This is a genomic window from Rhodoferax sp. GW821-FHT07F03 (assembly GCF_059418745.1).
In genome coordinates this window covers 393,483-404,224 of sequence record NZ_JBWKQM010000003.1, presented here as the reverse complement: position 1 = coordinate 404,224, position 10,742 = coordinate 393,483, and the positions used below count along the sequence as shown (strand labels likewise).

Sequence of the window (10,742 nt, the reverse complement as noted above, 5' to 3'; positions counted from 1 at the left end):
GCCAAGGGCCAAGTCGATGTAATGAGCGCCAACGCCCACATCGACTGGGCTGCGGCCAAGCGGATTCGCATCGCTACTGCTGCCGGGGCCAGCATCACCATTGAGGGGGGGAACATCACCACCACCGCACCGGGGCAGATCACCGTGCATGCTTCTGAGAAGGTGTTTGAGGGGCCGGGGAATGTGAGTTACCCCTTGCCGCAGCTGCCACAAAGCGTGTGCATTCCCTGCATGCTGGCGGCTTTGCGCAGTGGCAGTCCGTTTGTGGCACCTACTGCCGCCTGACACACCTATGTACTTTGCGATTGAACCCATACGCGATGGCTGGGCCGAACAAATAACCCAAGAGCTGGCCGCGCTGCACACGCTTCACCCCGATACGCCGTTGCATCTGCTCGCATTGGTCGATGGCGCCTTCGACGAAGCCCTTTTAGGCTCGCGCCCCTGGCTGCGACAACCCAAGCTCTCTCTGTACGCCGACACAGTATTGCAAACCTTTGGCACAGCGGCGCCCCATCTGCTGACAGGGCCAGCGGCGCAAACTGAGCAGCTGCCATGGCTGAAGAAATTACAAGAAGCCTGTGCTGGCAAGCCCATGCTGGGTATTTTGGCCAGCACACTGGACGCCCCAGCGTTACAGCAACACCTGCGCCCGTATTTGGTAGCCCGCACACCCGACAGCCTGGAGTGGCCGCTGCGCTGGGCCGATGCCCGCGTGTTGCCTGGTCTGCTGGACGCGCTGGAAACCCCACAACGCAAGCACCTGCTGGCGCCCTTGGCTGCGTGGTGGAGCACCCAGCGCAACGGCGAACTGACCCGCTGGACGGGCGATGCTACACCCGACGTTAAGCCTGCAGAGTTTGACAAACTGCCGCTGACGGATGCTGCGTTTGCTGCGCTGTTAGACGGTGCCGAGGCCGATGCCATATTGGCCAACATCTATGACTGCCAACCCGATGTGCTGCAGCCCCACGCTCCCGCCCAGTGCCATGCCCGTGTGGCGCGACACTTGGCGTTGGCCAGCCAGCACCACATAGAAGCTGCTCCAGACCGCCAGCATTTCAGCGTGCTGGCGCTGTGTTTGACGGAGAATTTTGCCAACCACCCCGCCATGGCCAAGCTGCTGCAATACACCCTCCAAGGCATGGACTACCAAAGTGAAGTAGCTGCACTGCCGCCAGACTTCTGGCAAGACACGACACCCTGAATATGCGCCGCGTAGAAAGAAAACCTATGAAGAAACTACTCGCTTTGAGCGCTCTGATTTGCGCATCCACCATGCCTTTGCAAGGCTGCATGTCGTCATGGGCGCAAATGCAAGGCGGCGGGCCGTCGCACGCCAGCGACTCGGTGTTTTCGGGGCTGCTCACGAAGAAGGTGGTAGATGACAGTGCTACCGCGCAGGTAGGCATCGTCAACCACACACCGAACTTCATTTATTCAGCTTCATTGTCAGGGGATGAGATACCGGGTGGCGGCGGTGGCGGAATGTCGGCTTGGGGGGCGGGTGGTGCTGATATTTGCTGCACTTCCATTCCACGGGTATGGCACCCAGGAATTAAAGTTTTAGTGCGCTGGGACATGCCGGAGGGGCATACGCATATCAGAAAAGAAAAAATAGTTGAAGTAGAAAAATATGACGAACCAGGCAGTATCTACCTGCATTTCTTTCCCAATGACGAAGTGCGCGTAGTGGTTTCCGAATACCCAGGGTACAGCAAGGCGCATCCGATACCCCGGACACGCAAGCCAGAAGTTACTGAGTGAGGCTAAGACATGCATCCACCTCCGACTCAAGCACCCTTTCCCGTAGAAAAATTCCTGAAACCATCTACGCAGGAGCAATCACAAATAGCAGCGGCGTGCAGCAAAGACGCCAACAACCTGCCTTGCGCTATTCCTGTGCAGGTCGGCTTGTTTTTTGATGGCACCAACAACAATATGTACCGTGACCGAGATGGTGTGCGTACAGGAGTACCTGACTCCAAAACCAAGCTGCCTCGCCCCATTGCCAATAGGCCTATGAAGCCTGAGGACGCCAGCCACAGCAATGTGGCCCGACTTTTTGAAGCTTACCCTGATGACAAAAGAGAAAACGGAATATATCGAAGCTACATCCAAGGTGTCGGTACGCCATTCAAGGAGATCGGAGAGCCCACCGAATCCCAAGATGGAAAAGCGTTCGCTAAAGGAGGTCAGCCAAGAATCGTGTGGGGCCTCCTGCAAGTTTTAAATGCCATTCACAGCACGAACCACGACAAAAATAAACCTCTTTTTTCTGATGATGAAACCGGCAACCTCGCCCAGTCCTACGGCAACGAAGTAGGCCGTCCAGAACCCGGCAGCACAGAAAAAGGTGGGGGTGCCGTCGTCACTGCCAAGAAGTGGTTTGCTCCGCATATTGCAAAGCTCGAAGCCGCCTTGGCGGCGCGCCCCAAGCCCAGCATCCCCACCGTAACGGTATCGGTGTTCGGCTTCTCCCGTGGGGCGGCAGAGGCGGTGGCGTTTTGTCATGCATTTGGCGACCTGCTCGAAGGTGGCAAGTTGGCCGGCATACCGGCCCACATTTCCTTTCTGGGGATTTTTGACACGGTGGCATCGGTAGGTGGTTCGGCGTCCATCTCACAGACGATACTGTTGGCACCCGGCGCGTTGTTTGACGGCCACTGGGCTTGGGCCAACTGCCTATTGAAACCCCTGCCAAACTGTGTATCCGCAGGCATGCATTTCATTGCCGCCCACGAGCAGCGCATGAACTTCCCTGTCACGCAGATAGTGGGCAACATCGAGGAGTTCTACTTCCCCGGTGTGCACTCGGACGTGGGTGGTGGCTACGCTCCAGGTGACCAGGGTAAGGGCCGTGGAGCCCAGGCGGCAATGCTGTCGCAGATTCCGTTGGCCCATATGTTCAAAGCGGCACGTAAAGCAGGTGTGCCCTTGACACCATTCAGCATGTTGGAGGCTACGCGTCAAGATGACTTTCAAGTTGACGCTCAACTAGCCTCGGCGTGGGATGCCTACACCGCCGAGCTAGGCAAGAACGGCCATCTGCTTAAAAAGCATATGGAGCTGTATTACCGTTGGAAGGCGTCCCGGCTGAGTACGCTGGAGGCAGCGGCCAACTTCCAAGCGGCCAGCACCCAGGACCAGCAGGATTTGCGCGATGCCAACCGCATGCTGGCAGGAGACCTGGAGGCGCTGCGCCTGCGCAGAAAAGGCATTCCACGCGACCCGCAGAATGACCGCATCATTCCTCCGTTCAAGAGCAAAGATGCTGCGCGTATGAACCAGTGGCAGTTCAACCGTGCGCAAGAAGGTGAACCACTGGATGCATGGGAGGCATGGGCACTCGCAATCTTCGATAACCCGCAGCCCTTGCCTGCCGATGTACAGCGTTTCTTTGACGACTATGTGCACGACTCGTACGCAGGCTTTTACCTGGCGGGTGAAGTGACCGAATACGACAAGCGCGAAAAGATCGACAAGCTGCAAAAAGAAAAACCCGAAAACCTGAAAGGTTTCGATAAGGAAGTCATCGACCTCACCCATAAAACGCGGCAGGCACAAGACAAGCAAAAGAAGGGTGAAACGCTGACCCCAGAGGAAACCAAACTGGTGAAAGAAGCGGAGTTTGGTACACCTTATCCCGTGATGACCGACAGCAACATCGCAGTCGGCCTGGCGATCGATACGCAAACCAACTCGCGGCGTGAAGGCGGCGGTTATGTGCTGCGACGTGGGTACTACCCGCAATCAGGCTTTTTTATGCGCAAGAGCATCCACGAAGACGAGCTGAACAAAGCGCCCGACACAGTCGTACAACCGCAAGAAGGCGCATCCGCCAAAGAGCCCAAGGTCACCTATGTGTGGAGCGAAAACCTGCGCCAGGATATTGCGCTTACCCGACAAGAAAGTCAGGTTGAAACGGCGATGGCTTAGGCCATGGCTACACCGAGAGCCGCCAGAACTTGAAACGGAATCAGCTGCTTCCGCAGGATTCATCTGCGAAAGTGGCTACAAACTGCATAGCAAATTCACCACCAGATTAGCCCTGAGACGCTAGCGCAGCCCGCAAACGCAGTTGCGAAATATCCATCCCCAACTCCCGCGCCAAGGCCAGCACCGGCCCCAAGCGCCGCTGCTTCTTCTGCACATGGTTCTGCGCGATATCGGCGATGCGGTGGTTCAGGAAGGGGTTTTCGAAGCGCTCGCGCACTTTGACCAGATAGGCCTCGGCGTCGGCGGCTTGGCCCAGTGCGGTGAAAACGGGCACGATCTCTTCGTCCCAAAGGGCTTCCAGCTCGGCGCGCTGTTCTTGGTCGGCCATGGCTTCGCGCACGGTTTGCTCGGCAGGGCGCTGCAGTGCCATCCAGCGTTCGGCCAGGTAGGTGTGGCCGGCGTTCAGCAACAAAAGTTTCAGACGCTCATGGTGGGCTAGGTCGTCGGTCAGCACGATATCGGGGTGGCTGCAGGGTAGTACCAGGCCTGACTGGCGCTCTATAGCCCACAGCGCGTAGGGTTCGGCCACAGCACCGGCGGGTTGCAGTGCTTCGGACACGATGCGGTCCACCAGGGAGTTGGCCCATATGCAATGCTGCCGCAGCCAGTCGGTGTATGCGGCGGGCAAGCCCCAGCTGTGCGCCAGCGCCAGCACCACATCGCGCAACACGTCGCCGTTGCGCTCTACCAGTTCGCAAGGCAGCAGGGTCAGCGGTGCCGCAGGGCTCTGCTGCCAGCGGCCGTGCAGCAGCACCAGCAGTTTGGCCGGAAAGCTCTTGGGTGCCACAGCCGTGGGTGCGAGCAGTGCAGCGCTATCCGACGCGTCCAGCTGGTAACCCTGGTCGGCGGTGTTGGAGACGATAACCTGCACCTGCTGGGCCACGGCTTTGCGCAGCTGCGGCCAGTGGACGTCGGCCTGCAGAGCTTCGCGCACGGCGGTGCATTGCACGGTGCGGTCCACCCGCTGGCCCGCCACCAGGCCGCGCAGGCGCACGGGGTAGCCGGCGCCGCCCGCCAACGCTGCAACGCGGGCTGCGCTGGCCGGGCTGGTGGTGGACTGCACCATGGTGATGCCGCCCAGCGCAGCGCCGGCACCGCCCTCGCCGCCCAAGGCTTCGGACACAAACAGATCCACATGGGCCTGCAGGAACCGGCTGGTGCCGAACTGCAGAATCGGCTGCGCCATGGCCTAGACCTCCACGATGGCTTTGACCACGCGCTGGGCCGGGTCCAGTAGTTGGGCGAAGTCGGCGGGCACATCGGCCAGCTTGAGCTTGTGGGTGTTCAGGGCCGCGGTGGGCACCTTGCCGTCGCGCATGGCCTGGATGACGATTTCAAAGTCTTCCGCCGTGGCGTTGCGGCTGCCCAGCAACGTGGTCTCGCGCTTATGGAACTCGGGGTCTGAAAACGTGATGGTGTCGCGCACCACCGAGATCAACACATATTTGCCGCCATGGGCGACGAACTGGAAGCCGCGCTCTATGGCCTTGGCGTTGCCCGTAGCGTCAAACACCAGGTCAAAAAACTCGCCCTGGGTGGCTGCGCTGAGCTGCGCTTCGTCGCCCTCCCCCAAAGCCACAGTGCCCGCCACGCCCAGCTCGCGCTGGCAAAAGTCCAGCCGGTCCTGGCGCGAGTCCATGGCGGTAACTGTGGCGCCGCGCATGCGCGCAAACACCATGGCCGCCATGCCGATGGGGCCTGCGCCGACCACCAGCACGCGCAGGCCGGCCTGCACATCGCCACGGCGCACGGCATGCGCGCCGATGGCCAGGAACTCGATCATCGCCGCCTGGTCCAGCGTCACGCCATGGGCCTTGTGCACAAAGGCTTCGGGCAGCGACAGGTATTCGGTAAAGGCGCCGTCCCGGTGTACGCCCAGCACCTGGATGTTGACGCAGCAATTGGTCTTGCCGTTGCGGCAGGCAATGCATTTGCCACAGGACAAATACGGCATGACGTACACCAGGTCGCCCACGGCCAGGCGCCCACCCGGGGCGGCCTCTTCGATCTCGCCGGACAGCTCGTGGCCCATCACACGCGGATATTGCAGAAAGGGCTGGTTGCCGGTGTAGATGTGCAAGTCGGTGCCGCACACGCCTACACGGCGAACGCGCACCAGAACCTCGCCCTCGGCGCGTACAGGGCGCTCGCGCTGCTCGGCACGCAGGGTGCCCGGGGTATCGCAAATAACAGTCAACATGGTGGTCCTTCCTGGTGTTGGGTGCGGTATCAGCCGCCGTGGTATTTCTTCTGAATGGCGCCCAGCTTGCCGTTCTGCGTGTTCTTGGTGATCCAGTCGTTGATCCAGGCCTTCAGCTCGGGCTCGCCCTTGCGCATACCTATGCCCAGCGGCACGGTCTGCATCACGAACTTCACCACCAGGTCTTTTTGCGGCGCCTTTTGCAGCACCGAATGGATGATGGAAGGCGAGGTGGCCAGGATGTCGGCCTGGCCGCTGACGGCAGCGGTCAGCAGCGTGGCGTCGTCGTCAAAACGCACCATCTGTGCGCCCTTGGCGCCTTGGGTGGCCAAGCGGTCGTTGTTGGAGCCACGCGTGGTGGCCACGCGCTTGCCGTCCAGGTCTGCAAAGCCCTTGATGGCTGTGGCCTTGGGGCCGGCCACCACGGCCTGGATTTGCGCATAGGGCACAGAGAAATCGATCACCTTCTCACGCTCGGGCGTGACGGACAAGGAGGCCACCACGATGTCGGCCTTGCTGGTCTGCAGGAAGGGAATGCGGTTGGGGCTGGTGGTCTGCACCATCTCCATTTCAACCCCCAGGTCTTGCGCCAGCAGTTGGGCGGTCTCCACGTCCGAGCCCACGGGCTTGAGTGCATCGTTCACAAAGCCGTAAGGTGGAGAGCCCGTGTCCAGCGCGATGCGGATCTTCTTCGCGTCACGAATGTCCTTGAGCAGATCGGCATGGGCGGCGCCCGATGCGCTGGCAAGCAAAGCCGCAGCGGCGACCAGACTGTAGATGAGGGAAGTTGGCTTTTTCATGGAGTGTCTCCGGTGGAAGGAATCGTGATTGGGTTAAAAGCGGGCTTCACAAGCCGCCGCGAACAAAGGCCTGCAGCTCGGGGGTGGCCGGCGCATCCAGCATGCTGGCCGGCCCCTGCTCCCAGACGCGGCCCTGGTGCATGTAGATCACCTGGTTGGCCACCTTGCGGGCGAACGCCATTTCATGGGTCACCAGGATCATGGTCATGCCGCCAGCGGCCAGGCTTTCCATCACGCGCAGCACCTCGCCGGTGAGCTGCGGGTCCAGCGCAGAAGTGACTTCGTCAAACAACATCAGTTGCGGCGCCATGGCCAGTGAGCGGGCAATCGCCACGCGCTGCTGCTGGCCGCCGGAGAGCTGCGACGGGTAGCTGTCGGCTTTTTCCGCCAGACCCACCTGGGCCAGCACCTTATGGGCTTTCTCGCGGGCCTCGGCACGGCTGGTTTTTTGCACCAGGCGCGGGGCCAGCATGATGTTCTGCTCCACCGTCAGGTGCGGAAACAGGTTGTAGCTCTGGAACACGATGCCCACATCGCGGCGCAGCTGGTGCAGGTCCAGGCTGGGCGAAGACACCTCGTGGTTGCAGACGCGGATGCGGCCACTGTCTACCGTCTCCAGCCGGTCTATGCAGCGCAACGCCGTGCTCTTGCCCGAGCCACTGCGCCCGATGATGGCCACCACCGCGCCCTTCTGCACAGAGAAGGACACACCGTCCAGCACACGGACTGCGCCAAAGCTTTTGCAGATGTTCTCGACTTCAACGATTGGCAACATGGAAACTCCTCTCAAGACGGCGGCTCAGCACAGACAGCGGGTAGCACAGCGCGAAGTACAGGGCCGCCACCACCACAAAAATCACAAAGGGTTCGAAGGTCGAGTTGTTGATGATCTGGCCCGCGCGGGCCAGCTCCACAAAGCCGATGGCAGAGGCCAGCGAGGTGTTCTTCACAATCTGCACCATGAAGCCGACCGTAGGCGGGGTGGCGATGCGCACGGCCTGCGGCAGGATCACATGCAGTAATTGCTGGTGCCAGCGCAGGGCCAGGCACTCCGCCGCCTCGCGCTGGGTGCGCGGCACCGACTCGATGCAACCACGCCAGATGTCCCCCAGGTAGGCCGACACATAAACCGACAGGGCCAGCGCTGCCGCCGTCAGCGGCTTCACATCCAGCCCCAGCGAGGGCAGGCCGAAATAAGCCAGCGGCAGCAAGACCAGCAGCGGCAGCCCCTGGATCAGCTTGATGTACAACCCCACCGCCGTGCGCAAAGGCCGAGGCCCATACAAGCGCCCCAGCGCCACCATGAAGCCCAGCAGCCCCCCGCCCACAAAGGCGAGTACCGACAGAACCAAGGTCCACCACACACCATCCAGCAAGAACTTCAGGTGCGCAAGATTCAACAATGCCATGGTGCGGCTCCTTACAAAGGCGTGCCCAGGCGCCGCCGCCGGGGAAACGCCACCAGGGCCAGCAGGCCAAAAATGCCGCGCATCACCAAGGACATCAGCAGATACGCCCCTGCCAGCACCAGATAGGTTTCCACCGAACGAAAGGTGTCAGACTGGATACGGTTGGCCACGGCGGTCAGTTCCTCGGCCGATATCTGAGAGCAGATCGACGAGGCCAGCATCAGCAACACGTACTGGCCTGTCAGCGCTGGGTACACGCGCTCGATGGCCGGCGGCAACACCACATGCAGCAGGGTCTGCCAGCGCGTCAGTGCCATGCATTCGGCCGCCTCCAGCTGACCGGGCGGGATGGACTCGATCCCCGCGCGCACGATCTCGCTGGTGTAAGCCCCCACGTTCACCACCAGCGCAATCGTGGCGGCGGTAAAGGCGGCGATATGCAGGCCCAGGGACGACAGGCCGAAATACACGATGAAGATCTGTACCAGCAGCGGCGTGTTGCGGATCAGCTCCACATAGCCGCCCACCACACGCGACAAGCCCGCAGAGCGCCCCGTCTTGGCCAGCGCGCAAGCCACACCCAGCAAAAAGCCAAACACCGTGGCTGCCAGCGACAAGGCCAGCGTGGTCCAGGCGCCGGCCAAGAAGTCCGGCCAGTAGTCCAGCAACGGGCTGAAATCAAAGGTGTAGTGCAAAGCTGTCTCCGGTAGCGGGTATGCGGTAAAGCCCTGTCAAGGCACCGCTGTTTTGGTAAGGCCGATTTTGCGATATTGCATAAATTGGCCTTACCACGTTTACCCTAGGCTAGAAATTTTGAGGAAATTAACCAAAATTTCAGTCGATAGACCGCAAAATCTCAACTAACGCCATGAAACCAGCCTAGACCCGTCAATTTGGTCAGGCCAAACAGGTAAGACCAAAATATGCAAACGCCTGAAACCGCAGATACCGCCAAGCCCTCCGACAAGCAGCCCGAGGGCCGCCGCCTGTACCAGCAGATTGCCGACCGGGTACGCGCCCTGATCCAGCGCGGCGATTACCCTGCCGGCCAGCGCCTGCCACCCGAGCGCGACCTGGCGCAACAGCTAGGCGTGTCGCGCCCCTCGCTGCGCGAAGCGCTGATTGCGCTGGAGATTGAAGGCAGCGTGGAGATACGCATGGGCTCCGGCGTGTACGCCTGCACCCGCCCGACCCACAGCCAGGAGCCGCTGATCGCCATGGGCGAAAGCCCGGTGGAATTGATGCAGGCCCGTAGCGCCGTCGAAGGCGCTGTCGCTGTGCTGGCGTGCGCCAACGTCACCACCGAAGGCCTGGAGAGGCTGCAAGAAACCATTGATGCCATGCGCGCAGAAAGCTCACACGGGCGCGACGCGCTGGAGCACGACCGCCGCTTCCACGTCTACCTGGCAGAAATGAGCGGCAACTCGGTATTGACCGGTCTGGTCGGCAGCCTGTTCGACAAACGCCGCAGCCCCCTGGCCGCCCATATGCGTAGCCGGCTGGAAGGCCAGCCCACTTGGAGTTCGGCCATCAGCGAGCACGAACTGATACTGCGCTGCCTGGCCCTGCGTGACCCGCTGGCAGCCGAAGCCGCCATGCGCAGCCACATCCGCGCAGCTACCGACCGCTGGGTGATTTCGTAGCCCACAGCGCGCTCAACGCGCCCAAATCCGCCACCGTCAAATGCGGCTCGGTGGCGTGCTCCCAGGCATGGCCGTGGCGGTTCAACCAGACGGCTTGCATGCCGGCATCTACGGCAGCAACGACATCCAGCAGGGCATCGTCCCCCACGTGCAGCACCTCATGCGGCGCCACGCCCACGGCTTGTGCGGCGGCATGGAAGATGCGTGGGTCCGGCTTGGCCACGCCAAACAGGTGGGCGCTGAACGAGGCCGAGAAATGCCCGCCAATGCCCACGCGGTGCACATCGGCATTGCCATTGCTCAGCGCCACCAGGGGGAAGCGCGCCGCCAATTGCTCCAGCGCCGGCAAGGCGTCTTCATACAAGTCCACCCGCTGGCGCGCGGCGAAAAACACTTCAAACGCCGGCTCGGCCAAAGCGCCGTCGTCACCCGATGCGCGCAGCGCCTGGCGGATGGACTCACGGCGCATGGCACTCAGGTCGTGCCGCAAGTCGGGGCGCTCGCGCTCCAGTTGCTCGCGCACGGCGCGCAGCGCCTCGGTGCTGTCGTAGCGGCGAGCGGTAGCGGGCGCATGGTCGCGCAGCCACTGCAGCAGCTCGGCTTCGGCCCGGTGAATGGCGGGCCATACAGGCCACAGCGTGTCGTCCAGGTCCAGGGATATTGCTTTGATGCGTGAGAGGTCGAGCATAGG

12 protein-coding genes are annotated in these 10,742 nt (G+C 61.6%); 5 read left to right on the top strand and 7 right to left on the bottom strand.

Features of this window, described 5'->3' with window-relative positions:
• The 4 genes from AC07R0_RS06480 to AC07R0_RS06465 form a co-directional block, all read left to right on the top strand.
• On the top strand, positions 1 to 285 hold a 285-nt coding region (locus AC07R0_RS06480; protein WP_495104245.1), incomplete at its 5' end, for a DUF2345 domain-containing protein.
• A 7-nt stretch (positions 286 to 292) separates the two neighbouring features.
• On the top strand, positions 293 to 1,207 hold the full coding sequence (locus AC07R0_RS06475) for a DUF4123 domain-containing protein (protein ID WP_495104244.1): 915 nt from the start codon (positions 293 to 295) through the stop codon (positions 1,205 to 1,207).
• A 26-nt stretch (positions 1,208 to 1,233) separates the two neighbouring features.
• Positions 1,234 to 1,767: a DUF3304 domain-containing protein gene (locus tag AC07R0_RS06470; RefSeq protein WP_495104243.1), complete on the top strand. Its 534-nt coding sequence runs from the start codon at positions 1,234 to 1,236 to the stop codon at positions 1,765 to 1,767.
• 9 nt (positions 1,768 to 1,776) lie between these two features.
• The gene (locus AC07R0_RS06465; protein ID WP_495104242.1) at positions 1,777 to 3,939 is read left to right on the top strand and encodes a phospholipase effector Tle1 domain-containing protein; all 2,163 of its coding nucleotides are present in this window, start codon (positions 1,777 to 1,779) and stop codon (positions 3,937 to 3,939) included.
• Between the two features lie 106 nt (positions 3,940 to 4,045).
• Here AC07R0_RS06465 and AC07R0_RS06460 read toward each other — a convergent pair whose 3' ends face one another.
• From AC07R0_RS06460 to AC07R0_RS06435, 6 genes are read right to left on the bottom strand one after another with little or no spacing between them, the layout of a single operon-like run.
• On the bottom strand, positions 4,046 to 5,185 hold the full coding sequence (locus AC07R0_RS06460) for a mannitol dehydrogenase family protein (RefSeq protein WP_495104241.1): 1,140 nt from the start codon (positions 5,183 to 5,185) through the stop codon (positions 4,046 to 4,048).
• 3 nt (positions 5,186 to 5,188) lie between these two features.
• Positions 5,189 to 6,199, bottom strand: coding sequence for a zinc-binding alcohol dehydrogenase family protein (locus AC07R0_RS06455; protein ID WP_495104240.1), 1,011 nt, complete (start codon positions 6,197 to 6,199; stop codon positions 5,189 to 5,191).
• Between the two features lie 29 nt (positions 6,200 to 6,228).
• On the bottom strand, positions 6,229 to 6,999 hold the full coding sequence (locus tag AC07R0_RS06450; RefSeq protein WP_495104239.1) for a transporter substrate-binding domain-containing protein: 771 nt from the start codon (positions 6,997 to 6,999) through the stop codon (positions 6,229 to 6,231).
• A 46-nt stretch (positions 7,000 to 7,045) separates the two neighbouring features.
• Entirely contained in the window at positions 7,046 to 7,774 is a 729-nt protein-coding gene (locus AC07R0_RS06445; protein ID WP_495099963.1) for an amino acid ABC transporter ATP-binding protein, read from the bottom strand.
• Positions 7,758 to 8,408, bottom strand: a complete 651-nt coding sequence (locus AC07R0_RS06440; RefSeq protein ID WP_495104238.1) for an amino acid ABC transporter permease — start codon at positions 8,406 to 8,408, stop codon at positions 7,758 to 7,760. The genes AC07R0_RS06445 and AC07R0_RS06440 overlap by 17 nt, the downstream gene beginning before the upstream one ends.
• An 11-nt stretch (positions 8,409 to 8,419) precedes the next feature.
• Positions 8,420 to 9,103, bottom strand: a complete 684-nt coding sequence (locus AC07R0_RS06435; protein ID WP_495099965.1) for an amino acid ABC transporter permease — start codon at positions 9,101 to 9,103, stop codon at positions 8,420 to 8,422.
• A 228-nt stretch (positions 9,104 to 9,331) separates the two neighbouring features.
• On the opposite strand from AC07R0_RS06435, the gene AC07R0_RS06430 reads away from it, so the two are divergent.
• Entirely contained in the window at positions 9,332 to 10,051 is a 720-nt protein-coding gene (locus AC07R0_RS06430) for a FadR/GntR family transcriptional regulator (protein WP_495104237.1), read from the top strand.
• On the opposite strand, the gene AC07R0_RS06425 is transcribed toward AC07R0_RS06430, so the two are convergent.
• Positions 10,026 to 10,739 carry an HAD family hydrolase gene (locus AC07R0_RS06425; protein ID WP_495104236.1) on the bottom strand — a complete coding sequence of 238 codons (714 nt, stop codon included), beginning with the start codon at positions 10,737 to 10,739 and terminating at the stop codon, positions 10,026 to 10,028. The two genes, AC07R0_RS06430 and AC07R0_RS06425, sit on opposite strands and share 26 nt — an antisense overlap.
• Positions 10,740 to 10,742: the final 3 nt, after the last annotated feature.

What these genes read in the sequence shown, in the direction of transcription:
- AC07R0_RS06455 (WP_495104240.1), bottom strand. Translation starts at nt 6,199, where the DNA reads ATGTTGACTGTTATTTGCGATACCCCGGGCACCCTGCGTGCCGAGCAG.
- AC07R0_RS06445 (WP_495099963.1), bottom strand. Translation starts at nt 7,774, where the DNA reads ATGTTGCCAATCGTTGAAGTCGAGAACATCTGCAAAAGCTTTGGCGCA.
- AC07R0_RS06475 (WP_495104244.1), top strand. Translation starts at nt 293, where the DNA reads ATGTACTTTGCGATTGAACCCATACGCGATGGCTGGGCCGAACAAATA.
- AC07R0_RS06465 (WP_495104242.1), top strand. Translation starts at nt 1,777, where the DNA reads ATGCATCCACCTCCGACTCAAGCACCCTTTCCCGTAGAAAAATTCCTG.
- AC07R0_RS06430 (WP_495104237.1), top strand. Translation starts at nt 9,332, where the DNA reads ATGCAAACGCCTGAAACCGCAGATACCGCCAAGCCCTCCGACAAGCAG.
- AC07R0_RS06460 (WP_495104241.1), bottom strand. Translation starts at nt 5,185, where the DNA reads ATGGCGCAGCCGATTCTGCAGTTCGGCACCAGCCGGTTCCTGCAGGCC.
- AC07R0_RS06425 (WP_495104236.1), bottom strand. Translation starts at nt 10,739, where the DNA reads ATGCTCGACCTCTCACGCATCAAAGCAATATCCCTGGACCTGGACGAC.
- AC07R0_RS06440 (WP_495104238.1), bottom strand. Translation starts at nt 8,408, where the DNA reads ATGGCATTGTTGAATCTTGCGCACCTGAAGTTCTTGCTGGATGGTGTG.
- AC07R0_RS06470 (WP_495104243.1), top strand. Translation starts at nt 1,234, where the DNA reads ATGAAGAAACTACTCGCTTTGAGCGCTCTGATTTGCGCATCCACCATG.
- AC07R0_RS06450 (WP_495104239.1), bottom strand. Translation starts at nt 6,999, where the DNA reads ATGAAAAAGCCAACTTCCCTCATCTACAGTCTGGTCGCCGCTGCGGCT.